Annotated in this window: 16 protein-coding genes, 1 pseudogene and 1 riboswitch; of the genes and pseudogenes, 10 read left to right on the plus strand and 7 right to left on the minus strand. The window is 71.8% G+C overall.

Going from position 1 to position 24743, the window contains the following annotated elements; translation table 11 throughout:
- The first annotated feature begins 374 nt into the window (after positions 1-374).
- Positions 375-728: a hypothetical protein gene (locus tag AAFF41_RS28865; RefSeq protein WP_319751736.1), complete on the plus strand. Its 354-nt coding sequence runs from the start codon at positions 375-377 to the stop codon at positions 726-728.
- 65 nt (positions 729-793) lie between these two features.
- Here AAFF41_RS28865 and AAFF41_RS28870 read toward each other — a convergent pair whose 3' ends face one another.
- Positions 794-1792, minus strand: coding sequence for a tellurite resistance/C4-dicarboxylate transporter family protein (locus AAFF41_RS28870; RefSeq protein WP_343324840.1), 999 nt, complete (start codon positions 1790-1792; stop codon positions 794-796).
- 95 nt (positions 1793-1887) lie between these two features.
- Entirely contained in the window at positions 1888-3057 is a 1170-nt protein-coding gene (locus AAFF41_RS28875) for a C40 family peptidase (RefSeq protein ID WP_343324841.1), read from the minus strand.
- An 8-nt stretch (positions 3058-3065) separates the two neighbouring features.
- Positions 3066-3237: riboswitch (cyclic di-AMP (ydaO/yuaA leader) on the minus strand.
- 338 nt (positions 3238-3575) lie between these two features.
- Between AAFF41_RS28875 and pcrA the strand changes: the two genes are divergently transcribed.
- Positions 3576-6119, plus strand: a complete 2544-nt coding sequence (gene pcrA / locus AAFF41_RS28880) for a DNA helicase PcrA (RefSeq protein WP_343324842.1) — start codon at positions 3576-3578, stop codon at positions 6117-6119.
- A 98-nt stretch (positions 6120-6217) separates the two neighbouring features.
- Here pcrA and AAFF41_RS28885 read toward each other — a convergent pair whose 3' ends face one another.
- Both AAFF41_RS28885 and AAFF41_RS28890 read right to left on the minus strand, forming a co-directional pair.
- A complete protein-coding gene (locus tag AAFF41_RS28885; protein ID WP_343324843.1) occupies positions 6218-7897 on the minus strand; it encodes a peptidoglycan DD-metalloendopeptidase family protein in 1680 nt (559 codons plus the stop codon).
- A gap of 84 nt (positions 7898-7981) precedes the next feature.
- A complete protein-coding gene (locus AAFF41_RS28890) occupies positions 7982-8854 on the minus strand; it encodes an esterase/lipase family protein (protein WP_319751731.1) in 873 nt (290 codons plus the stop codon).
- 455 nt (positions 8855-9309) lie between these two features.
- Here AAFF41_RS28890 and icmB point away from each other — a divergent pair, with 455 nt between their 5' ends.
- Positions 9310-9726 (plus strand): coenzyme B12-dependent isobutyryl CoA mutase small subunit, encoded by a 417-nt coding sequence (icmB, locus tag AAFF41_RS28895; protein ID WP_060901461.1) that lies wholly within the window; start codon positions 9310-9312, stop codon positions 9724-9726.
- Positions 9727-9827: 101 nt separating this feature from the next.
- On the opposite strand, the pseudogene AAFF41_RS28900 reads toward icmB, so the two are convergent.
- Positions 9828-11508: pseudogene (locus AAFF41_RS28900) on the minus strand (DUF5691 domain-containing protein).
- 54 nt (positions 11509-11562) lie between these two features.
- On the minus strand, positions 11563-12918 hold the full coding sequence (locus tag AAFF41_RS28905; protein ID WP_343324844.1) for an SWIM zinc finger family protein: 1356 nt from the start codon (positions 12916-12918) through the stop codon (positions 11563-11565).
- Positions 12919-13051: 133 nt separating this feature from the next.
- On the opposite strand from AAFF41_RS28905, the gene AAFF41_RS28910 reads away from it, so the two are divergent.
- The 6 genes from AAFF41_RS28910 (at position 13052) to sucD (ending at position 21578) form a co-directional block, all read left to right on the plus strand.
- Positions 13052-14218, plus strand: coding sequence for an ATP-binding protein (locus AAFF41_RS28910; RefSeq protein ID WP_343324845.1), 1167 nt, complete (start codon positions 13052-13054; stop codon positions 14216-14218).
- Entirely contained in the window at positions 14215-16572 is a 2358-nt protein-coding gene (locus tag AAFF41_RS28915) for a DUF5682 family protein (RefSeq protein WP_343324846.1), read from the plus strand. The genes AAFF41_RS28910 and AAFF41_RS28915 overlap by 4 nt, the downstream gene beginning before the upstream one ends.
- A complete protein-coding gene (locus AAFF41_RS28920; protein WP_319751727.1) occupies positions 16569-17765 on the plus strand; it encodes a VWA domain-containing protein in 1197 nt (398 codons plus the stop codon). Before AAFF41_RS28915 ends, AAFF41_RS28920 begins: the two co-directional genes overlap by 4 nt.
- A gap of 104 nt (positions 17766-17869) precedes the next feature.
- Positions 17870-18814, plus strand: coding sequence for a hypothetical protein (locus tag AAFF41_RS28925; RefSeq protein ID WP_343324847.1), 945 nt, complete (start codon positions 17870-17872; stop codon positions 18812-18814).
- A gap of 679 nt (positions 18815-19493) precedes the next feature.
- Positions 19494-20672 carry an ADP-forming succinate--CoA ligase subunit beta gene (sucC, locus tag AAFF41_RS28930; protein ID WP_060901446.1) on the plus strand — a complete coding sequence of 393 codons (1179 nt, stop codon included), beginning with the start codon at positions 19494-19496 and terminating at the stop codon, positions 20670-20672.
- Positions 20673-20693: 21 nt separating this feature from the next.
- Complete coding sequence (gene sucD, locus AAFF41_RS28935; protein ID WP_075028438.1) at positions 20694-21578, plus strand: succinate--CoA ligase subunit alpha; 885 nt, start codon at positions 20694-20696, stop codon at positions 21576-21578.
- Positions 21579-21640: 62 nt separating this feature from the next.
- Here sucD and AAFF41_RS28940 read toward each other — a convergent pair whose 3' ends face one another.
- Positions 21641-22867, minus strand: coding sequence for a sigma factor-like helix-turn-helix DNA-binding protein (locus tag AAFF41_RS28940; RefSeq protein WP_343324848.1), 1227 nt, complete (start codon positions 22865-22867; stop codon positions 21641-21643).
- 108 nt (positions 22868-22975) lie between these two features.
- Between AAFF41_RS28940 and AAFF41_RS28945 the strand changes: the two genes are divergently transcribed.
- Complete coding sequence (locus AAFF41_RS28945; RefSeq protein ID WP_319751724.1) at positions 22976-24520, plus strand: cell division protein PerM; 1545 nt, start codon at positions 22976-22978, stop codon at positions 24518-24520.
- Positions 24521-24743: the final 223 nt, after the last annotated feature.

The raw sequence follows: 24743 nt of genomic DNA on the forward strand, positions 1-24743 counted from the left end.
GCCGGGGACGAGCGCGGTCGGCGGGGACACGTCCGGCGGCGGCCCACACAGGGGGAGCGGGCCGCCGCCGGACCTTTCTCGGCGGTGGTGTCCGGCTGCCGCCCCTGGCCCGGGCGGCGGTGGGGAGCCGGTCACCTGGTGGAGGACGCTAAACCTGAGAGTGATGTCTCGGTAACGTCATGTACGGAAGTGGCACCACTGGATCGCGGGGCGACCGTATGTGACCGTGATCCCGGCCCGGCGCGGTCGACTTCACGCGGTGTGATGACCGATGGGGCGGTTCCGGGACCATCGGTGGTTCCCAGGTGGTACGGGTCTACAGGGGGTGGGCCGGTGACAAGAGAGGTCAGGGCCGCCGATTAGGCTCCGGCCCCATGGACGTACTCATCCATCTCTTCGTCGGCCTGCACATCATCGGCATCGCCTCGCTCCTCGGCGGTTTCCTCACCCAGATGAAGGCGATGGGCCAGGGCACCGCCCGGTTCGTCCCCGCCATGCTGCACGGCGCGCTGACCATGCTGGTCACGGGCGTCGCACTCGTCGGCCTCAACCAGGCCGACGGCCACTCGGTCAACACCATCAAGATCGGCGTGAAGCTCGCCCTGCTGATCGTGATCCTCGGACTCGTCTATGTGAAGCGGGACGACGAGAAGGTGGACAAGGGCCTGTTCGGGCTCGTAGGGCTGCTCACGACCGCGAACATCTTCATCGCGGTGCTCTGGACCTGACGGCCCCCCGAAGGCCCCCACGGACGGCTACGGCGCTTCCGGACGGCGTTACGGATGCCCGACCGTTACGGCTCCTGCGGGGCATGACCGCTACGGCTCCCGTGGCGCCTGACCGCTACGGCCACCAGCGCCAGCCACGCCGCGACCGAGATCCACAGCAGCACCTGCCCGAGCCCCCTGAGCCGGCCGACGCCGATGGCGGCCGCGACCGACAGCGTCGCCACCGCCGTCATCCCGAGCGGGAACACGGTCGCCCAGCGCAGCACGTCGTAGCGCGGTCGGGGCCACAGGGCCTCCGCCACGGCCAGCACGCAGTACGTGCCGAGGACGAGCACGAGCAGCGCCTCGGTCACCCAGCGCAGCACGCCGTTGTCGTCGTTGTTCCACAGGTAGATGTTCGCCTGGTACGCGAGGATCAGCTTCGACCCCGCCAGCGCCGAGATGGCGAGCGCGCCGCCCGCGATCCACTGGTCCCCGGCGCCCGTGGCGACCTCGCGGTAGTCGAAGTAGAACAGCGCCATCGTGTAGAGCAGGAGCCCCAGCCAGAACAGCACCAGCGCGGTGTGCGCGAGCCAGTCCGTGTGCGTCGCGGGGGCGAGCGTCGCGCCCAGCACCGCGAGCCCCTGCGTGGCCACACAGCCGAGGAACACCGCTCCGGGCATACGGGGCCGCCATTGCCGTACGACCAGGAGGAGCAGTCCCGGCCAGAGTGCCGCAGACAGGGCGAGCAGGGCCTCGGCCGGCACCTCCCAGCCCAGCGTGACCAGCCGCGTGCCGAGCACGGTCGTCGCCGCGACCGCGGTGAGCGCGCTCGGTGTACGGGCCTCCGTCAGCCACCGCTCCCGCTCCCGCAGCAGCCGTACGGCGAAGGCCGCGGCGAGCCCGAGCCAGCCGACGGCCGCGAGGACCAGCACGATCCGGGACAGGATCTCGTAGCCGGTCTGCTCCAGCCCGATCGAGATGATGCCGGTGGCCAGGATCGCGGCTCCGGCGCCCGGCGGACTCTGCGCCCACCAGGTACGCAGGCCGGTCCACCGGGTGCCGGGCGGGGAGATGGCTGACATGGGCCCGATGCTAAGGACCTTCGAGCGGGTTGGCGGCGGGCCACGCGCGCGTGGAGCTCGATGAGCCCCACGCGCGCGCGGCGGGCGTCGAGGCGTTAGGCCGGACGCACCACGCTGTGGATGATCGACTCGCCGCCGTAGAAGATCGACTCCTCGCGGACGTACGCGCCCGGCTTGGGGGCGTGGATCATCATGCCGTTGCCGATGTAGAGGCCGACGTGGCTGATGTCGTCGTAGAAGAAGACGAGGTCGCCGGGCTTGATGTCGGAGAGCGGCACCGTCGTGCCCACGTTGACCTGGTCCCAGGTGGTGCGCGGGAGATCGACGCCGGCGGCCTTCCAAGCGGCCTGGGTGAGGCCGGAGCAGTCGTAGGAGCCGGGCCCGGTCGCGCCCCAGACGTACGGCTTGCCGACCTGGGCGCGGGCGAAGGCGAGGGCCTTGTCGGCCTTGGCGGTGTACGAGGAGTCGGTGGCCGAACTCCCGGTGGTCCCGGTGGTGGCGGTGGTCCCGGTGGTCGTCTGCTGCTGGGCGGCCGCCTCCTGGGCCTTCTTCTCCGCCGCGGCCTGCTGCTGCGCCAGCTCGGCCGCCTTGCGGTCGGCCGCTTCCTGCTTCTTCTTCTCGATCGCCGCGAGCCGCGCCTTCTCCTCGGCGGTCAGCTTCGAGAGCAGGTCGCGCGCCTCGGCGAGCTTGCGCTGCACGTCGGCCTTGGACGTCCTCAGCGCGCTCTGCGTCGTGGTGAGCGTCTGCAGGCTCTGGGAGGCCTCCGCGCGCTTCTTGGTGGTGGCGGCCTGCTCGGTGATGTAGTCGTCGACGGCCACCTTCTGGCGGCTGGTCAGCCGGTCCATCAGCTGGGTCTGGTCGAAGTAGTCCTGCGGATTGTCGGCCAGCAGGAGGGTCGCCGTGTCGGGGGCGGAGGCACCGGTGCGGTACTGCGCCGCGGCGAACGAACCCAGCTCATCGCGCGCGGTGTTGAGTTTCTCGGTGCGCTGGGCCACGTCGTCGAGGAGGGAGTCGACGCGCTTGCGCTGCTGCGCGGTCTTCTCCCTGGTCGCGTTGTACTTCTCGGTCGCCGCCTCGGCCTGGTGGTAGAGGTCGTCGACCTTCTTCTCGACCTCTTCGATGCTCGGCTTGGAGTCGGCCGAGGGTGCGGCGTTCGCCGTCTGGGAGAGCAGGGCCACGGAGGTGAGGGCCGCCGTGGCGAGGGCGGGGGTCCGTATACCCGCTATGCGTGTACCCGTAGGACTCCACTTGCGATGCGACGCCAAGAGAGGCGACTCCTTCCGTCTTCCGCCTACCGAGTTAGCTGTCGGGTTCGGGCGGGTGATTCCGGAAGGTTTGCCCTACGGTCCTTGTCCCAGCGGACAGTTGGACCGATTCACCCCAAGGTCGGTTGGGTCCCCGGCTCCGGCTGCCGTACGGCGCACCGGACTCGGCGGAGGCCGCACGGCCCGGCGATGTTCGCCGGTTGGGTCGAGCGGCCTGCCCGGCACGCTAGCCAACTCATAAGTGTTCTGTGAAGTTTGATGTGCGATATGCCCGATACTTTTTTGTGACCTTGATCCTGGGGGCCATTGATCCGGACCGACTGTGGCTGACCGTAATGAAACGATCCTGAACGGTGACGGCGCCCCCGGCGGAAAGAGTGGCGGAAAGGGATCAGGTGCGGTCACGGAAAGAGATCATGCGCGGTCGTGGGAAGAGATCATGCGCGGTCGCGGAAAAACCGGTCGGGTTTCCAGGGTGGCCGCGGGTTGTCAGTGGGGCCGCCTAGACTCGGAGAGCGATGAGCAGCCTCTTTGATGACAGCTTTCTGGCGGACCTCCAGCCTTCCGGGGCCCACGAGGAAGAGCCTCCGCCGCCCGAGGACGGGGCGCCGGAGCCGCTTCCGGACGACCTGTTCGGCGGCCGCTTCGACGTGCCCGCGAGCCGGGACGCCTACTACCGCGACGGCGCGCACCGCCCCGCCGTGGACCCGGCGGCCCTGCTGGACGGGCTGAACGAGAACCAGCGCGCGGCCGTGGTGCACTCCGGCTCCCCGCTGCTCATCGTGGCCGGCGCGGGCTCCGGCAAGACCCGGGTGCTCACCCACCGCATCGCCCATCTGCTGGGCGAGCGCCATGTCCACCCCGGCCAGATCCTCGCGATCACCTTCACGAACAAGGCCGCGGGCGAGATGAAGGAGCGCGTCGAGCAGCTCGTCGGCCCGCGCGCGAACGCGATGTGGGTGATGACCTTCCACAGCGCGTGTGTGCGGATCCTGCGCCGGGAGAGCAAGAAGCTCGGCTTCACCTCCTCGTTCTCGATCTACGACGCCGCCGACAGCAAGCGGCTGATGGCGCTCGTCTGCCGTGATCTGGATCTCGACCCCAAGCGCTTCCCGCCCAAGTCCTTCAGCGCCAAGATCTCGAACCTGAAGAACGAGCTGATCGACGAGGAGGACTTCGCAGCCCAGGCCGCCGACGGCTTCGAGAAGACCCTCGCCCAGGCCTACGCGATGTACCAGTCGCGGCTGCGCGAGGCGAACGCGCTCGACTTCGACGACCTGATCATGACCACGGTCAACCTGCTGCGCGCCTTCCCGGACGTCGCCGAGCACTACCGGCGCCGCTTCCGCCATGTCCTGGTCGACGAGTACCAGGACACGAACCACGCGCAGTACGCCCTGGTCAGGGAGCTCGTCGGCCCGGCCGCCGGTGACCGGCCCGAGGACGTGCCGCCCGCCGAGGGCGAGCTCGAGCCGGCCGAGCTGTGCGTCGTGGGCGACGCCGACCAGTCGATCTACGCCTTCCGCGGGGCGACCATCCGCAACATCCTCCAGTTCGAGGAGGACTACCCGGACGCGACGACGATCCTGCTGGAACAGAACTACCGCTCCACCCAGACGATCCTGACCGCCGCGAACGCGGTCATCGAGCGCAACGAGTCCCGCCGCCCCAAGAACCTGTGGACCAACGCGGGCGCCGGTTCGAACATCACCGGCTATGTCGCCGACACCGAGCACGACGAGGCCCAGTTCGTCGCCGACGAGATAGACCGTCTCACCGACGCGGGCGAGGCCAGGGCGGGCGACGTCGCCGTCTTCTACCGGACGAACGCCCAGTCCCGTGTCTTCGAAGAGGTGTTCATCCGCGTCGGTCTGCCCTACAAGGTCGTCGGCGGCGTCCGCTTCTACGAGCGCAAGGAGGTCCGGGACGTCCTCGCGTACCTCAGGGTCCTGGCCAACCCCGAGGACTCGGTCCCCCTGCGCCGCATTCTGAACGTTCCCAAGCGTGGCATCGGCGAGCGCGCCGAGGCCATGATCGACGCGCTCTCGCAGCGCGAGAAGATCAGCTTCCCGCAGGCGTTGCGCCGCGTCGACGAGGCGTACGGGATGGCGGCGCGGTCGACGAACGCCGTGAAGCGGTTCAACACGCTCATGGAGGACCTCCGCACCATCGTCGAGTCCGGCGCGGGCCCGGCGACCGTCCTGGAGGCGGTCCTCGAGCGCACCGGCTACCTCGCCGAGCTGCAGGCCTCGACCGACCCGCAGGACGAGACCCGGATCGAGAACCTTCAGGAGCTCGCCGCCGTGGCCCTGGAGTTCGAGCAGGAGACCGGCGAGGGCGGGGGCGAAGGCACGGGGGCGGGCGCTGCTGCGGGTGCGGCGGCTGCTGGTGCTGGTGCGGCGTCCGGTGGGCTCTCCGCGTTCCTGGAGCGTGTCGCGCTCGTCGCCGACTCCGACCAGATCCCGGACGAGGAGGACGGCAACGGCGTCATCACGCTGATGACCCTCCACACCGCCAAGGGCCTGGAGTTCCCCGTCGTCTTCCTCACCGGCATGGAGGACGGCGTCTTCCCGCACATGCGCGCGCTGGGACAGGTCAAGGAGCTGGAGGAGGAGCGGCGCCTCGCGTACGTCGGCATCACGCGCGCGCGGGAGCGGTTGTACCTCACCCGCTCGTCCATGCGCAGCGCCTGGGGCCAGCCCTCGTACAACCCGCCGTCCCGTTTCCTGGAGGAGATCCCGGAGACGCACCTGGAGTGGAAGCGCACCGGCGCGACCGCTCCCATGCCCTCGGGACCCGTCTCCGGTGTGGCCGCCTCGCTGTCGTCCTCGCGTTCGCGGTCCGCGGCGTCCGGCGCCTCCGGCTTCGCGACGCGCCGCGGGATCTCCGAGAAGCCGGTGGTCTCGCTCTCGGTCGGCGACCGGGTCACCCATGACCAGTTCGGCCTGGGCACCGTGGTCGGCGTGAAGGGGACGGGTGCGAACGCGGAGGCGACGGTCGACTTCGGCGAGGCGAAGCCGAAGCGGTTGCTGCTGCGGTACGCGCCGGTGGAGAAGCTGTAGTCCTACGGGACGGCAGCGGGGAACTCGGCGGCGACGGCGTTCGGTCACGTCGCCGAGTGAAGGGCCGGTTGGTCACGTCTGGCCCGAGGCCCCGTGGGTTACGTCGGGTCCAGGCCGTGGCTGCGCAGCCACGGCAGCGGGTCGATCGCCGAGCCGCCCGCGGGGCGGACCTCGAAGTGCAGGTGCGGACCGGTCGAGTTGCCGGAGTTCCCGGAGAACGCGATCTGCTCACCGGCCTTCACGACCGTGCCCGACGGCACTTTGTAGCTGGAGAGGTGGCAGTACCAGGTCTCCGTGCCGTCCATCGCGGTGACGATCGCCATGTTCCCGTACGCGCTGTTCCACTGCGTCCGTACGGTGCCGTCGGTCGCGGCCATCACCGGCGTGCCGTACGACACCGGGAAGTCGATGCCCGTGTGCACGGACATCCAGTTGACGCCGGCCTGGCCGAAGTAGGCGCTGAGGCCCTTCTGCGTGACCGGGAGCACGAATTTCGGCCGCAGCCGCTCCTTGCGGGCCGCTTCCGCCGCCGCCTTCTGCTTCTCGGCGGCCTGCTGCGCCTTGAGGTCGATACGTTCCTGCGTCCGGCTGGCCCGGTCGGCGAAGTCGTCCGCGCCCGCGGAGAGGCTCTGGAGCTGCGTGTCCAGTTTGTTGTTGACGGCCGACGGCTTCACCGCGGTCCCGTCGGACGCGCTGAGGGTCGTGTTGTCCTTGCTGTCGTTCCCGCCGATGGTGCCCACGGAGGCGGCGGCGATCCCCGCGACCCCCATCACACAGGCCGAGGGCACCGCGACGGTCAGCAAGGCGGAACGCTTCGCCGGGCTGCGCCGCCGGGAACGGGACCCGGACCGGTTCGCGGGGCGGGGGACCGGAGTGACCTCTTCCATGTCCTCCAGCAGTGGCGCGTCCTGCGCGTCACCGGCGTCCTCGAACTCGTCCTCCGCGGCGCCGGATTCCTCGTACGACACCTGCTCGAAGGTCGCGGTCGCCTGCTGGTCGAAGGGCCGGTCGAAGGTCTGGTCGTCCCCGTCGGACTCGGACACCGGCTGGTGCTCGTAGGCCTCGGCGGCGAGCTGCTGCTCGTACGACTCGGCCTGCTGGTGCTGCTCGTACCCGTCGTACGGGTCGTGTTCGCCCGCGATGTTCCACTGCGTGGCGTCGTACGCGCCGGTCTCCTGGGTGTGCGCGGTCCACTGCTGGGTCTGGCCACTCTGTTCGGCCTGGAGCCAGGCGGCCGCGTCCCACTGACCGGTGCCCTCGGGGCCCGGGTGCTGCGCGGGGATGTCGGCGAGCTGCTGGTATCCGCTCGCCCAGGCGGTCGTGTCGTAGGCACCCGTGTCGTACGCCGCCTGGTGCTGTGCGGCGTACGGATCGTAGTGCGGCATCTGGTGGTTGCCGGTGCTCCACTGCGTGGCGTCGTACGAACCCGTGCCGCCGCCGCCCGACATGTCGCCGAAGAGAGGGTCGGCCGCGAAGGCCGCGGTCTCGAAACCCGTGGTCTCGAAGTTTCCGGTCGCGTAGGTACCGGTGGTGGCGTAGCCGTCGTACGAGGTGAAGTCGCCGTACTGGACTTCCTGGCCACCGTACGACGCATAGGGCGCCGCGGCGGCATCGGAGGCCGGAGCCGGGGGCGTTGCGGTCCCCGACGGGTGACGGTCGTTCACCAACTTCTCTTTCGCCTCGACAACAGGGGCTGGCAGAGCAGTGCGGCGACTGTACCCGGCGGTACGCGGGCGCGACAATCTTCCGCAGGTTTCCTCCACTCGGGAAACGGGCATTCGGCCGTGTTTCGGGGGAGGGCGGGCACGGCTTTGGCCTGGCGTTCGATTGCCGTTCGATGTTGAGGGTGTTCTGTGGAGGCGTTACGCCACTGTCAGACCCCCGGTTTCGGCGGCGGGCGCGGCGACGGGGCGGGCCTGTGTCTCCTCGAAGTCGAGTGCCTGCCGTATCCCGGCGGCGACCGCGGGGTGGACGGGCAGGGCGAGATGTCCGATTCCGCTCACTTGGACGCTCTGTGCGAGCAGGTCCGGGTGGTCGATGGAGGCGGTCTCCAGCGGGTCCATCAGATGGTCGAGGTCGCTCCAGAAGCTCACGAACTGCGTACGGCAGTCGGGCGCGGGCTTGCGCAGCTCCTCGATCACCTCGGAACCCGGCCGCATCTGACGGACGATCGGGTGCGCGTTCATCAGCGGAACGACCTTCGTGCCCGCGTGCGGCGTGCCGAGCGTGACCAGGGTGCGGACGCGCAGGTCCCCGCCGAGGCGCTGGACGTAGTAGCGCGCTATCAGTCCGCCGAGGCTGTGCCCCACTATGTCCACCTGCTCGCGCCCGGTGCGCTCGCAGATGTCCTCTATGTGCCGCCCGAGCAGCTCCGCGGCCGCGCGGATGTCGTTCGTCAGCGGCGAGTAGTTGAGCGACTCGATGTGCTGCCTGCCGTGCTGGGCGAGGTTGCGGCGCAACAGCACGAAGACCGAACGGTTGTCGATGAAGCCGTGCAGCAGCACGACCGGCGGCTTGGTCCCGGTGGGCAGCCGGGGCGCGTCGGGCGGGGGGAGCGCGGGGGTGCCGCGGCGCTCCTGGGTGATGCCGGACGGATAGAGGAGGAGGTGCCCGGCGAGGATGGCGATCTCCAGGGCCGTCGCCTTCAACAGGGCCACCGAGAGCCCGGTCAGTCGGCTGGGCAGCAGGCGCTGACGGAGAGGGAGAAAGGGCAACTCAGCCCCGGTGACCTTCATGGCCGACCTCCAGTCGGCACGCAGCGGGACCGCTCTGTCCCCCGTGTGCCCTCGTGGAAAGCCGCGGTGGTGGTGCCGGTGGCGATGGCGTGGGCGGGTGCCGACGGTGCGTCCGTGGCGTGTGGTGCGCCGGTGACGCGACGGGATTCCCTGCCGTCGTGCTCCCGCCGGTGCGCCGCACCGCCGTCGCTCCTCCGTGATGCGACGGTGGTGCTGCCACCCGCTGGCGGCTCTCCTTGCGCAGGCTCCGGCCACGGCCCGCGCGTCGCAGATCCCTGCGGCGCGCGTGCCGCAGTGACGCGGAGCGGTGCGCGGCGAATGTGTCCCACCGTGTGATTTCCCCCTCGGTCTTCAGCGGGAAACTGCGGTTTGCACGGATCTGACGATAACGTTCGTTCACTTCCCCTGCCGGTGCGGTGCGGGGCGGTCGATGAAGTCCGTTCATGGAGGCAGTGATGGGTGTGGCAGCCGGTCCGATCCGCGTGGTGGTGGCCAAGCCGGGGCTCGACGGCCACGATCGCGGGGCCAAGGTGATCGCGCGGGCGCTGCGCGACGCCGGTATGGAGGTCATCTACACCGGGCTCCACCAGACCCCGGAGCAGATCGTCGACACCGCGATCCAGGAGGACGCCGACGCGATCGGCCTCTCGATCCTCTCCGGCGCCCACAACACACTGTTCGCCGCGGTCATCGATCTCCTGAAGGAGCGCGACGCGGAGGACATCAAGGTCTTCGGCGGCGGGATCATTCCCGAGGCGGACATCGCGCCGCTCAAGGAGAAGGGCGTCGCCGAGATCTTCACGCCGGGCGCGACGACCACGTCGATCGTGGAGTGGGTCCGGGCGAACGTGCGCCAGCCGGCCGGCGCGTAGCACCTCTCCGGCGGACGTGCGGTCCCCACCGCTCGTGGGGCGGCCGCGGGTGGGTGGGGGCTGTTCGCGCAGTTCCCCGTGCCCCGCGAGGGGCGCTCCTGTCAGCGTGGTTCCGCACCGTCCAGCTCCGAGGACATCGCCGCGCGCAGACGCAGGGTGGTGACGAGGCGCTGGAAGGCCTCCGCCCAGTAGCCACCGGCACCGGGCGCCGCGTTCTCCGGCTCGTCGGCGACTGCCGTGAGTCCCTCCAGTCGCCCCGCCTCCGCCGGATCCAGGCACCGCTCGGCCAGCCCCATCACCCCACTGAAGCTCCATGGATAACTCCCCGCGTCCCGCGCGATATTGAGCGCGTCGACCACCGCCCGTCCCAGGGGTCCCGCCCACGGCACCGCGCAGACCCCGAGCAACTGGAACGCCTCGGACAAACCGTGCGTGGCGATGAACCCCGCCACCCACTCGGCCCGCTCGGCGGAGCCCAGCGTGGCGAGCAGTTTCGACCGCTCCGCCAGTGACACCGCTCCCGGCCCGCCGGCCTCCGGAGCCGACGGCGCGCCGAGGAGAGCCCGGGACCAGCCCGGGTCCCGCTGCCGTACCGCCGCCCGGCACCACGCGGCATGCAGCTCGCTCTGCCAGTCGTCCGCCACCGGAAGCGCCACGATCTCCTCCGGCGTACGTCCGCCGAGCCGTCGCGACCATGTCCCGAGCGGCGCTGCTTCGACCAACTGGCCCAGCCACCACGACCGTTCCCCTCGTCCCGCCGGAGCTTTCGGGACAACACCGTCGCGCTCCATGCTCGCGTCGCACTCGTGCGGCGCCTCGACGACGATCGAGGGTGTGCCCCGCGTCCGGTCGACGGCCACGCAGGTGCCGGCCCGCGCCGCCATCCGCGCGGCGAGCGCCGAACCGGGCAGCGCGGACAGCAGTTCCGCCGCCGTGGCCCGGACGTTGCGGCTCCGGTCGGCGAGCGCCCGCTCCAGGAACGGTTCGTCCGCCGCGCACAGTCCGGAGCGCAAGGAGTCGAGGAACATCAGCCGGTCCTCGGCCCGCTCGGTCGCCCAGGTGGTGGCGAGCAGCTCGCGCGCGGCCCCGGGGTCCTGGGCCCGTATCGAGGTGAGCAGTGCGACCCGCTCGGCGAAGAGACCCTCCTGCCAGAGCCGTTGCGCGCGCCCGGGGTCCTCTGGGCCGGGCAGCGCGGTGCCGCCGCCGGGCAGCGACCGCAGGGCGAAGCGCCAGTCCGGGTTCAGCCGGGCGAGCCACAGGGCGCGTGGCCCGGCGAAGGCAAGGGCCGCAGGCCGCAGGTCCGTACGGCCCCGGGCGGCGTCGAGGAGCGCGGGCAGTGCTTCCGGGGGCGGCGCGAAACCCCGCGCGTTCGCCAGCGCGAGCCACTGCGGCAGCAGCTCCATGAGGTCGGGCGCCGTGCCCCGGCGACCACCGCCTCCCGTGCCGGGACGGTCCGCCAGCAGCGTCGTGAGTCGGTGGGCCGCGGCGGGCGGGAGGGCCCGTCGTGGGTCGGGCGCGGCGGGCTCGGGACGGGCGGCCGCCCGTGCGGCCCGCACCCCGGCCCGCCGCCGCAGGGTTTCCACCGCGGCCGCGTCCAGCAGGGCCACCGGTGCCTCGCGCCCGGCGGCCCAGGCGGGAGGCGGGCGCCGCTCGGTCCCGAGCAGGGCCATCGTGACGAGCTCCTCCCAGGAACCTCCGACGGACGCGCCCGCGGAGGCGGAGGTCGTGTTCATGAGCGTCCTTTCCGTGGGGAGGCGGTGCTGATGGTTTGACCGGTGACAGTGGTGCTGGTGCTGGTGCTGGTGCTGGTGCCAGTGATGGGGGCGGTGCCGGTGGTCAGCACAGGGACACCGGCTCCCCGACGCCCTCCGGCCAGGCCGTCAGGGGAGTGAAGCCGCGGTGGCCGCACTCTCCGAAGACCGTGACGGGGGCGCCGCCGGACAGGGCGGCGAGGCGCCACAGCCCGGGTCGGGAGAGAAGGGAAGAGGCGATCGGGAGGGCGAAGTCGCCGTCGGCGTCCGCCAGTTGCCAGGTGTCGCCGTCAGGGGTGGGTATCACCCGGACCAGCGTGACCGGGTGGGAGTCGAGCCAGGGGTCGGCCCGCAGGGCTTCGCCGAAGCGGGCCGCCGCCTGGGAGGCGGTCAGCCCCGGTGGACGTGTCCGCGCGGGGGCGGGCGGCGTGAACCGCTCGCCCAGGGCCGCACGGAGCTGCCCGGCGCCCGGATAGGCGGACACCTCCGCCTCGAAGGCCAGCCCCACCGGCAGCGTCAGCTCCGGCGCACGGCCGGCGGCCCCATAGGAGAGGAGCAGCGCGGTGCGGTCGCTCCCCGCGCCGTAGAGCCAGATCCTGCGGGTCGTGAGCCGGGTGTCCGCCGTGTCGTACTGGGCGAGGACCAGCCAGCGGTCCCGCACCGGTGGCCCGTCCGCCGAACCAGGCAGCCCCACCCGCGAGCGAACCGTCGCGGCCAGGTCGTCCGGCAGCCGCTCACGGCGCAGCCAGCCCTGGTCGAGGAGATGGAGCAACGCGCACTCCTCCAGCAGCCGCACCGGCCAGCCGGGTCCGGAGGAGGGAATCGCCCCCAATTCCCTGACCCGCGCGGCCAGTCCGGGCGCCTGCGCGTCGACCATGCGGGCCGCCGTCTCCTCCCACATCCCGTACCCCGCCTGCTCGGCCGACGCGAGGCCGCCCCGCAGCAGATCCGCCAACCGCTGCTCCAGCTCCGCCGCCCCCGCGGTGATCCGCTCGGCCCGCCGCCGCGCCCTGCGCCGGGCCGCTTCCGGATCGCCCGGTGACGCCGTCCCAGATGCCCCGCCCGTCGTCCCCTTCTCCGCCGCTCGCTCTCGTCTCCCCTTTATCCACTGCTCCGCCCAGTCCGGCGCCGGCCCTCGCGGTACCGAACCGTCCGCGCCCGCCCAGAGCAGCAGTAGTCCCAGCGCGTGCTTGCACGGGAACTTCCGGCTCGGGCAACTGCACGTGTACGCGGGCCCGGTGGAGTCCGCGATGTCGATGACCGTCTGATAAGGCCTGCTGCCGCTTCCCCTGCACAGTCCCCATACCGTCCCCTCGTCAGAACTGCCTGCCTCCGACCACGGCCCGGCCGCGCCGAGCTTGCTGCTGGCCGTACGTGACGCGGCATCAGGCGCCAGTGCCAGCACCTGATCCGCCGTCCAGCGCACCCCCTGCTGAGTCATGTCATCGAAGGTAGGTCCCGCCACTGACAATCGACCTTCGCGAGCTTATTTGCGCAGGTCAGAGCGCATTGTCAGTGGCGTGGTGCACGGTGGAACCAGATCCGAACCGGCCGAGCTGGAGGGGGAGCGAGCCATGTCCGTGCCCGTTGCGTCCGTTGAACCGACGACCGTCCGTCCGCCCGTGAGCGAGGGCCTGGGCGAAGGCGTGAGCGAGAGCGCGGGCGAGGCGCTGCGACCACATGCCGAGCACGCCTTCGCCGCCGAACTCACCGCGCTGGCCGCGCAGGACGACCGGCCGCGGCCCGCCCGCTGGCGGCTGTCGCCCTGGGCGGTGGCCACCTATCTGCTGGGCGGCACGCTGCCGGACGGCACGGTGATCACACCGAAGTACGTGGGACCGCGCCGCATCGTCGAGGTCGCCGTCACCACGCTCGCCACCGACCGCGCCCTGCTCCTGCTCGGCGTGCCCGGCACCGCGAAGACGTGGGTGTCCGAGCACCTGGCCGCGGCGGTCAGCGGCGACTCGACCCTGCTGGTGCAGGGCACGGCCGGCACACCGGAGGAGGCGATCCGGTACGGCTGGAACTACGCGCAGCTGCTGGCCCACGGCCCCAGCCGGGACGCCCTCGTGCCGAGCCCGGTCATGCGGGCCATGGCGGAGGGCATGACGGCCCGGGTCGAGGAGCTGACCCGCATCCCGGCGGACGTGCAGGACACACTGATCACGATCCTGTCGGAAAAGGTCCTGCCCATACCGGAATTGGGCCAGGAGGTGCAGGCCGTCCGCGGCTTCAACGTGATCGCCACCGCCAACGACCGCGACCGCGGGGTGAACGAGCTGTCCAGTGCCCTGCGCCGCCGCTTCAACACGGTGGTGCTGCCCCTGCCGGAGAGCGCGGACGCCGAGGTCGACATCGTCTCGCGGCGTGTCGACCAGATCGGCCGGTTCCTCGACCTGCCCGCCGTGCCCGAGGGCATCGACGAGATCCGCCGTGTCGTCACCGTCTTCCGGGAGCTGCGCGACGGGGTGACGGCCGACGGGCGGACAAAGCTGAAGTCGCCCAGCGGCACGCTGTCCACCGCCGAGGCGATCTCGGTCGTCACGGGCGGCCTGGCCCTCGCCGCCCACTTCGGCGACGGCGTCCTGCGCGCGTCCGACGTGGCGGCCGGCATCCTCGGCGCCGTCGTCCGTGATCCGGCCGCCGACCGGGTCATCTGGCAGGAGTATCTGGAGGCGGTCGTCCGCGAGCGGGACGGCTGGAAGGACTTCTACCGGGCCTGCCGGGAGGTGAGCGCATGACGACCTTCGCGACGGGGCCGTTGCTGCTGGGGGTGCGGCATCACGGCCCGGGGTCGGCCCGTGCCGTGCGGGCCGCGCTGGAGGCGGCGACGCCCGAGGTCGTACTGATCGAGGGACCCCCGGAGGCGGACGCGCTCATCCCGCTCGCCGCCGAGAAGGACATGCGTCCTCCCGTCGCACTCCTCGCCCATGTCGTGGACGAGCCCGGCCGCTCCGCCTTCTGGCCGCTCGCCGAGTTCTCCCCCGAGTGGGTGGCGATCCGGTGGGCCCTGGAGCACGGAGTCCTGGCCCGCTTCATCGACCTCCCGGCGACCCACACGCTCGCGTGGGGGAACGAAGAGGAGAAGGGGGCGACGGAGGAGGAGAAGGGGGCGGAGGAGGTCGGTGCGTCCGACCGTTCCGTCGACACGGACGTGCGGATCGACCCCCTCGCCGTCCTCGCGCAGACGGCCGGTCACGACGATCCCGAGCGCTGGTGGGAGGACGTGGTCGAGCACCGCGGCGGGGCCGGGGTCGGGGCCGACCCGTTCGCGCCGTTCACCGCGCTGGAGGAGGCGATGGGGGCACTGCGGGAGGTCCACGGGGTCGGGGGACACGACCGGGATGTGGTGCGCGAGGCGTACATGCGGCTCCAGTTGCGGGCGGCGCAGCGGGAGTTCGGGGACGAGGTGGCCGTGGTGTGCGGGGCCTGGCACGTGCCTGCGCTGCGGCAGAAGCCGAGCGTGGCCGCCGATCGGGCGCTGCTCAAGGGGCTACCCAAGGCCAAGGCCGACATGACGTGGGTGCCGTGGACGCACCGGAGGCTGTCGCGGGTCAGCGGGTACGGCGCGGGCATCGACTCGCCGGGTTGGTACGGGCATCTGTTCGCCGCCCCGGACCGTCCCGTCGAGCGCTGGATGACGAAGGTGGCGAGGCTGCTGCGCGACGAGGACCGGATGGTGTCGGCGGCGCACGTCATCGAGGCGGTTCGGCTGGCCGACACCCTCGCCGCGATGCGCGGTCGCCCACTGCCCGGGCTGACCGAGACCACCGACGCCGTACGAGCCGTGATGTGCGAGGGCTCGGACGTGCCACTGGGGCTCGTGCACGACCGGCTCGTGGTCGGCGATGTGCTGGGCGAGGTGCCCCAGTCCGCTCCCGCGGTGCCGTTGCAGCGCGATCTGGCGCGTGCGCAGAAGCGGTTGCGACTGAAACCCGAGCCGATGGAGCGGGAGTTGGAGCTGGACCTGCGGGGGGAGACCGACGCAGGGCGGAGCGGACTCCTGCACCGGCTGCGGCTGCTCGGTATCGCGTGGGGCGAGCCCACCGCCTCGCGCGGCAGCACCGGCACCTTCCGGGAGACCTGGCGGCTGCGCTGGGAGCCGGAGCTGTCCGTGCGGGTCGCCGAGGCCGGGGTCTGGGGCACGACGGTGCTGTCGGCGGCGACCGGCAAGGCCGAGGCCGACGCCGTCGCCGCGCACGCCCTGGCCGAGGTCACGGCACTGGCCGAGCGCTGTCTGCTCGCCGAACTCCCGGACGCGCTGCCCGTGGTGATGCGGGTCCTCGCCGACCGGGCGGCGCTGGACGCGGATGTCGGTCATCTCGCCCAGGCCCTGCCCGCGCTGGTCCGCTCCCTGCGGTACGGCGATGTGCGCGGCACGGACACACACGCCCTCACGGACGTCGCCATGGGCCTCGCCGAGCGGATCTTCGTCGGGCTCCCACCCGCCTGTTCGGCCATCGACGCCGAGGCCGCCGAGCACATGCGAGGCCATGTGGACGCGGTGCACGGCGCGGTGGGGCTGTTGGGGGAGCCGGGCACGGCGGCCTCCGGCGGCATACGCGAGCGCTGGCACTCCGTACTCCGGGTGCTGGCAGGGCGGGACACCGTGCCGGGGGTGATCCGCGGGCGGGCGGTACGACTGCTGTTGGACGACGGGGAGTTGGGGCAGGACGAGGCCGCGCGGCTCATGAGTCTCGTGCTGTCGCCGGGTACGGAGCCGGGGGACGCGGCCGCGTGGATCGAGGGCTTCGTCGGCGGTGGCTCCGGGGGCGGGATGCTGCTCGTGCACGACGAGCGGCTGCTCGGTCTGGTGGACGCGTGGCTGACCGGGGTGCCGACGGAGGCGTTCACCGATGTGTTGCCACTGCTGCGGCGCACCTTCTCGGCGTACGAGGCAGGGGTGCGCAGAACGCTGGGCGAGCTGGTCCGGCGCGGCCCGGGGGCGCGGGGGAGCGCCGAGGCCGCCTCCGGGATACCCGGGTTCGCGCCCGACCTCGACCCCGAGCGCGCCGACGCGGTCCTGCCGGTGCTGAGCCTGCTGCTGGGGCTGGGCGAGGCCTACGACGACGACTTTGCGGGGGTGACCCGATGACAGCGGCACCTGTGGAAGCGACCGGATCGAACGGTCCGACCGGACCCACCGACGCCGACGAGCGGCTGCGGCGATGGCGGCTCGTGCTGGGAGGTGAGGAGGCGGACGGCACCGGATGCGCGCTCGCGGGGCAGGACGCGGCGATGGACGGGGCGCTCACCGCGTTGTACGGGAAGGACGGCAAGGGGCGGGCAGGGCGGGACCGTTCGGCGGGGCTGGGGGCGTCGGCGCCGTCGGTCGCACGCTGGCTCGGGGACATCCGGACGTACTTCCCCTCGTCCGTCGTGCAGGTCATGCAGCGGGACGCCATCGACCGGCTCGGGCTGTCCACCCTCCTGCTGGAGCCCGAGATGCTGGAAGCGGTCGAGGCCGATGTGCACCTGGTCGGCACGCTGCTCTCCCTCAACAAGGCCATGCCGGAGACGACGAAGGAAACGGCGCGGGCGGTCGTGCGCAAGGTCGTCGAGGATCTCGAGAAGCGGCTCGCGAGCCGCACGCGGGCGACTCTCACCGGCGCCCTCGACCGCAGTACGCGCATCAGCAGACCCCGTCACCACGACATCGACTGGAACCGCACGATCGCGGCGAACCTCAAGCACTACCTGCCCGAGTACCGCACGGTCGTGCCCGAACGGCTGGTCGGCTACGGGCGTGCCTCGCAGTCCGTGAAGAAGGAGGTCGTCCTCTGCATCGACCAGTCGGGATCCATGGCGGCGTCCGTCGTCTACGCCTCCGTGTTCGGTGCCGTCCTCGCGTCGATGCGGTCCATCGCGACCCGGCTCGTCGTCTTCGACACGTCCGTCGTCGATCTGACCGACCAGCTCGACGATCCGGTCGACGTCCTCTTCGGCACCCAGTTGGGCGGCGGTACGGACATCAACAGGGCGTTGGCGTACTGCCAGTCGCAGATCACCCGCCCCGCCGACACGGTGGTCGTGCTCATCAGCGACCTCTACGAAGGGGGTATACGCGACGAGATGCTCAAGCGGGTCGCGGCGATGAAGGCGTCGGGGGTGCAGTTCGTGACGCTGCTGGCGTTGTCCGACGAGGGGGCGCCCGCGTACGACCGTGAGCACGCGGCGGCGCTCGCGGCGCTGGGTGCACCGGCGTTCGCCTGTACGCCCGACCTGTTTCCCGAGGTGATGGCGGCGGCGATCGAGAAGCGGCCGCTTCCGATACCGGACACCGCCTGAGGAGACGTGCCATCGGTGATGACGGCGACAGGGGGCTTGCGCGACCTCGGGAGACCCGTGCGAGGATCGACGCCTCTTCCCGCCGCACGGAGGATCACCCCGTCTTGACCCCGCCCGCCGCCGAACTGCCCCTCGCCGGTGCCGCTCTGCGCATGACACACATGACGCACACGGTGGCGGGGCGACGTGCGCTGCGACTGGCGCTGCTGGTGGCCGGGTTGTTCGCGCTCGGGCTCCTCTGTGGGGAGCGGGCACATGCGGCGGGCGGGTTGGTTCCGACGGTTCCGACGAGTTCGCCGGAACGGCTGGTGAAGCCGGGTGCTCCGCTCCCGGCGCACTCGGTGGCCCCCACCGTCACTCACGCCGCCGTCACTCACGCCGCCGTCACGGACGCCGTCACTCACGCCGCCGTCACGGACACCGTCGCTCAGGGCGGCGACGCCGTCACCCGCGTGACCGACACCGTCCGGCACGTCGTACGGCCGGTTGCCGACAGCGTCGTACGACCGGTCGGTGATCTCGTGGAGACCGTGACCGGCGAGTTGGGCCAGGCTCCGCCGAAGACCCTGCCGTCCCTTCCCTCGTTGCCGTCCCTGCCCGAGCTGCCCGGTCCGCCCGGTCCGCCCTCGCCTCCGGGCGCGGGGGGTCAGGTTCCGTCCGCCGGCTCGGGGCCCCAGCACTCGGGTGCGGGTGCTGTGCCCTCGTCGTCGCATGCGGTGGTGCGGCACGGGGACGCCGGGACCGTCGGTCCGAGGTACTACGGCCCCGCTCGCCTCGGTACGGACACGGACGGTGTCGCCGTGCGCGGCGAGCACCGGGGTGTGGCGCCGGGATCGGGGTCCGACCGTCAGGCACCCCCCGGCGACCCCACGGGCGCGCCGGGCGGTCAGGCTGCCGTCGACAGCGGCACGCCGCGCCACGGCGATCCTCATGCCGTCGTCACTCCGAGTCACCGGGCGCCGCTGCGGCTCGTGCCCGGCGCTCCCGCGGCGGTGACCGCGGCCGAGACCCGCGACAGGTACCGGGACATTCCGCTCTTCCCCGGTTAGGGCGGTTCTTCCCCGCTGACGGCCTGCCGCGCGGGGAAGAACAGGTCTGCCCGCCGTCCGGCCCCTCTCCGGCCCTCTCCGGCCCGATCCGGACCCTTTCCGGTCCCCGGAAGGAAGCCCAGGATCCGGCGGCGCCACCGGTCTGGCCTACGGCGGCCAGGTGAATGTCGGCGGCTTCGCGGCGGGGGTCGCGGACGACGTGCGGCCGAGTCCGTCACGCCGAGCTGTCCGCGCCACGCCGCGTACGGCACGTACGGCGTCTGACCGTCCCTCCCGCCGTAGCGCTCGCGGTATCCACTGACCGACTCCGCGGGGCCACGGCCCCGGACGGCCGAAAGCCGTCGGCTGTGTCCGACCGGAACCCCGCGGATGGGGAGGGTGGTCCCCATTGGGGTGGGGATCACCCTCCCTGGGCCCCTCAGGGGCTGTTCGAGGGGCCTCACCAGGCAAACCCCAGCCTGGTGAGGCCCCGTCCCGGCAAGATCTGTGACAGGTATCACCGCTCAGGTGTGACCTGCGATTTAGGGACCCACGTCCTGCGGCGATAACCTGCGAGACGGACATGCCGCGCGCTCGGACACCGTGTGCGCCACCCTTGTGACAGCGGACGTCACGTTGCCCTTCGCGGCACGCCCACGCATCCAACGAACCGCGAGATCACTGATAGGGACGGACGCGCGTGGACCTGTTCGAGTACCAGGCGAGGGACCTCTTCGCCAAGCACGGTGTACCGGTGCTGGCCGGTGAAGTCATTGACACGCCTGAGGCAGCCCGCGAGGCGACCGAGCGTCTTGGCGGCAAGTCCGTCGTCAAGGCCCAGGTGAAGGTCGGTGGCCGCGGCAAGGCCGGCGGCGTCAAGCTCGCCGCCACCCCGGACGAGGCCGTCGCCCGGGCGACGGACATCCTCGGCATGGACATCAAGGGCCACACGGTCCACAAGGTGATGATCGCCGAGACCGCGCCCGAGATCGCCGAGGAGTACTACGTCTCGTACCTCCTCGACCGCACCAACCGCACCTTCCTCGCCATGGCGTCCGTCCAGGGCGGCGTGGAGATCGAGGTCGTCGCGGAGGAGAACCCCGAGGCCCTCGCGAAGGTCCCGGTCGACGCCAACGAGGGCGTCTCGATCGAGAAGGCCCGCGAGATCGTCGCCCAGGCGAAGTTCCCGGCCGAGGTCGCCGAGCAGGTCGCCGAGATCCTGGTGACGCTGTGGGACACCTTCATCAAGGAGGACGCCCTCCTCGTCGAGGTCAACCCGCTCGCCAAGGTCGCCGACGGCCGCGTCATCGCGCTCGACGGCAAGGTGTCGCTGGACGAGAACGCCGAGTTCCGCCAGCCGGAGCACGAGGCGCTGGTCGACCACGCCGCCGCCAACCCGCTCGAGGCGGCGGCCAAGGCCAAGAACCTCAACTACGTCAAGCTCGACGGCGAGGTCGGCATCATCGGCAACGGCGCGGGTCTCGTCATGAGCACCCTCGACGTCGTCGCGTACGCCGGTGAGAACCACGGCGGCGTCAAGCCCGCCAACTTCCTCGACATCGGTGGCGGCGCCTCCGCCGCGGTGATGGCGAACGGTCTGGAGATCATCCTCGGCGACCCGGACGTCAAGTCCGTCTTCGTCAACGTCTTCGGCGGCATCACCGCCTGTGACGAGGTCGCCAACGGCATCGTCCAGGCGCTCCAGCTGCTCAAGGACAAGGGCGAGGAAGTCACCAAGCCGCTGGTCGTGCGTCTGGACGGCAACAACGCCGAGCTGGGCCGCAAGATCCTGTCGGACGCCAACCACCCGCTGGTCCAGCGCGTGGACACCATGGACGGCGCGGCCGACAAGGCCGCCGAGCTCGCGGCTGCGAAGTAAGGGACGAGGGAAACAACCGCCATGGCTATCTTCCTCAACAAGGACAGCAAGGTCATCGTCCAGGGCATGACCGGTGCCACGGGCATGAAGCACACCAAGCTCATGCTGGCCGACGGCACGAACATCGTCGGTGGCGTGAACCCGCGCAAGGCGGGCACGTCCGTCGACATCGACGGCACCGAGATCCCGGTCTTCGGCACGGTCGCGGAGGCCATGGAGAAGACGGGCGCCAACGTGTCCGTCCTCTTCGTGCCGCCGGCCTTCGCCAAGGCCGCCGTCGTCGAGGCGATCGACGCGGAGATCCCCCTCGCGGTCGTCATCACCGAGGGCATCGCCGTCCACGACTCCGCCGCCTTCTGGGCGTACGCGAAGTCGAAGGGCAACAAGACCCGCATCATCGGCCCGAACTGCCCCGGTCTCATCACCCCGGGCCAGTCGAACGCCGGCATCATCCCGGGCGACATCACGAAGCCGGGCCGCATCGGCCTGGTCTCGAAGTCCGGCACGCTGACGTACCAGATGATGTACGAGCTCCGTGACATCGGCTTCTCGTCCGCCGTCGGCATCGGTGGCGACCCGATCATCGGTACGACGCACATCGACGCGCTCGCCGCCTTCGAGGCCGACCCCGACACCGACCTGATCGTCATGATCGGTGAGATCGGCGGCGACGCCGAGGAGCGTGCGGCGGACTTCATCGCCAAGAACGTGACGAAGCCGGTCGTCGGCTACGTCGCCGGCTTCACCGCGCCCGAGGGCAAGACCATGGGCCACGCCGGCGCCATCGTCTCCGGCTCCTCCGGCACGGCCGCCGCGAAGAAGGAGGCCCTCGAGGCCGCCGGCGTCAAGGTCGGCAAGACGCCGACCGAGACGGCGAAGCTGGCCCGCGAGATCCTCGCCGGCTGACCTTCTCCAGACTGAACGGGCTCGCATCCCCACGGGGGTGCGAGCCCGTCGTCGTACCCGGCTCAGCCTGCCTCCGGAACCAGCCGCTCCGGCCCGCTGACCGTCTCCCCCTTGAGCTTGGCGCGCAGGGCAAGCTCCTCCGCGGACAGCGGTCCGGGTGCGACCCGGGGCGGCACCCCGTACACCGTGGCGCCGGGCGCCAGCGGCGGCTCGTAGTGGTCCGGGGCCGTACGGAGCGTCAGTGTGGTGGCGCCGATGAGGACGACCGTGAAAGCGATGGCGGCGCGGGTCCAGTGCCGGGCGCGCTGCTCTCCGCCCCAGCGGACCGTGGTGGGCTTCGCGGCGCGCAGCCGCTCGGCGGAGGCGACCTCGGCGAGTCGCCGGTGCAACTCCTTCGGCTCCGCCAGCTCCGGCAGCCGCGTGACCACGGCCTCGCGCGCGTGCAGCAGCCGGTTGGCCGCCGCGGGCGTGCTCGCCTCCGTCTCGGCCGCGGTCTCCGGCAGATCGAGCCCGACCCCGTCGTAGAGCAGCAGGGTCCGCCGGTACACGGGCGGCAGCTGCAGGAGTACGTCGAGCAGCGCGCGGTCCGCGGGGGCGGCGGGCGGCGGCTCCGGGTTGCGGTGCCGGGGGCGCAGCCTGTGCCAGGGCGAGAGCGCGAACTCGTGCGCCGTCGCCCGCACCCACCCCGCCGGATCGCGGTCCATGGCCACCTCGGGCCAGCGGTGCCAGGCCAGCTGGAAGGCGCGCTCCACCGACTCGCGCGCCAGTTCGCGCCGCCCGGTGAGCAGGTAGGTCTGCCGTACGAGGGCGGGGGCGCAGAACGCGTAGAGGGCGTCGAAGGCCTGATCGGGCGTCAGGGAGGGCGAAAGGGGTTCGGCTTCGGGGCTGAGCCCGGAGCCGAGCTCGGGTTCGGGGCCGCGTGCGGGATCAGGGTCGAGTTCGGGAGCGGGTCTGGGGGCGAGTTCGGAGGCGGATGAGGTTTCGGAGGGCGGCTCGGGGGCGGGTTCGGCACGGTCGGGGGACGCCTGTACGGGGCCGGTGGCGGCGCCGACCAGGGCGGGAGCCGGGTTCTCCTGATGGGGGGTCACCTCCTCGGCGCCCGTCAGCAGTCGTGCGTACGCATCCCGTTTGGTGCCGCGTGGCGTCGTACGGCCTTTCTCCCACGAGCGCACCGTCGCACGAGTGACGCCCAACGCGGCCGCGACGTCGGCCTGGCTCAGCGACTGGGCCTCGCGCAGGCGGCGGCACTCCTTGGGGGAGGGCAGCGGGGTCTCAGGGGTGCGTGTCATGGCGGACCCCATAGGGTGCCCCTTAGTACGAAAAAGTACATAGCTGCATATTGAGCGACACATCCAAGGTTCGCCTGTTACGACGAGAAAGCGCGTGTCGTTGGGAACATGGCGGGCGTGACCCAAATGACCGACCGCAGGCTGTCGTTGCCGCCCCTGCTCACCCGGATGCGCCACCGTTCGTCCGGACTGGGCGCCAGCCTCCTGGGTGGCGCCCTGGCGGCGGGGCTCGGACTCGGCTCGTTCGCCGTCCTCGTCATGATGCTGTGGATCAGCTCGCCCTATCCGGACAGCGGGCCGAGCGGATCGCTGCACGTGGCCGCCGCGTTGTGGCTGCTCGCGCACGGCGTGGAGCTGGTCCGCACCGAGACCCTGTCGGGCCTGCCCATGCCGGTGGGTGTGACACCGCTGCTGCTGGTCGTCCTGCCCGTGTGGCTGCTGTACCGGGCGGTGCGTGGCGTGGCGGACGCCGGGGCCGAGGCGGAGCCGGGCACGGTGTGGACGGGGGTCGTCGGGGGCTATCTGACGGTCGGACTGGCGGCGGCGCTGTACTGCTCGGGCGGGGAGTTGCGGCCGTCGTGGCTGTGGACCGCCGGATGCCTGCCGTTGCTCGCCGGGAGTGCGGCGGGGGTGGGTGTGTGGGCGGCGTACGGACGCGCCGGCTTCCCCGAGCTCGCGCGGGTCCGGCGGTTGCTCGCCGGCGTACGCCGTTGCCCGCCCGAATTCCTCGGGGCCTCCGCGCGGGCGGCCGGGGCCGGGGCGGCGGTGCTCGTCGGGGGTGGCTCGCTGTTGGTGGCGGCGTCGCTGGTGTGGCACGGCGATGCTGTCCGGGACTCGTTCCCGCAGCTCACCGAGGTGTGGTCGGGGCGGTTCGCGGTACTTCTGCTCTGTCTGGCGCTGGTGCCGAACGCGGCGGTGTGGGGGGCCGCGTACGGGCTCGGGCCCGGGGTCGTGCTGGGGGCCGGGCATGTCGCGGGTCCGTTGTCCGCGGCGGGGCCGGGGCCGTTGCTGCCGGCGTTTCCGCTGCTGGCGGCGGTGCCGGTGCCCGGGGCGGTGTGGAATGAGGTGGGGATGGGGGTGCCGGTGGTGGCGGGGGTGACGGTGGCGTGGTTCCTGGTGACCGCGGGGGCGCCGGGGGAGGGGCGGGAGGCCTGGTCGGGGGGGCGGGTCGTGCTGGGGGTGGGGGTCGCGGCCGTGGGGTGCGGGCTGGTGATGGCGGTGCTGGCCGGGGTGGCGGGTGGGCCCTTGGGGGTGGCGGCGTTGGCTCACTTCGGGCCGGTGTGGTGGCAGGTGGGGGGAGCGGCGGTGGTTTGGACGGTGGGGGTGGGGCTTCCTGTGGGGGTGGGGTTGTGGGCGTGGGGGCTTTGGCGGAGACGGGGGGTGTCTTGGCCTACGTGGCGTTCTCGAACCTCGTGGCGCTCTCGGCTCTCGTGGCCCTCGTGGGGGGCGTGGCGGTCGTGGTTCTCGTGGAGGGTCTGGGCGGGGCGGTCGCGTGGTGAGGGGGGTCCGGTGGAGCCGGTGCCGAAGGGGGAGCCGACTCCTGCGGTGGGGGTGGGTTCGACGGTGGGGGCGGGTCCGGCTTCGGGGTCGGTCCCGGCGCGGGATCCGAGCCTGGAGCCGTACGACCTCTTGCCCTCCGATGACATGGGGTGAGTGAGCGGCCCCCGGCTTCCTCGCCCCGCCGCCCCTACCCCCCAAGCTCTGGGCTTCGCTCGAGCAGGGGGACCCCATCATTCCCGGGGCTGCGCCCCAGACCCCGCCCGGGGCCGCGCCCCCGGGGGGGCAGGTTGATTTGCTGCGGGTGGGTGGGGGCTGGGCGCGCCGTTCCCCTCGCCCCTGACGGGGCGCGTCCTTCAGCGGGCGGGACCACGCCCGC

It is taken from the genome of Streptomyces mirabilis (assembly GCF_039503195.1).
Taxonomy (GTDB): domain Bacteria; phylum Actinomycetota; class Actinomycetes; order Streptomycetales; family Streptomycetaceae; genus Streptomyces; species Streptomyces mirabilis_D.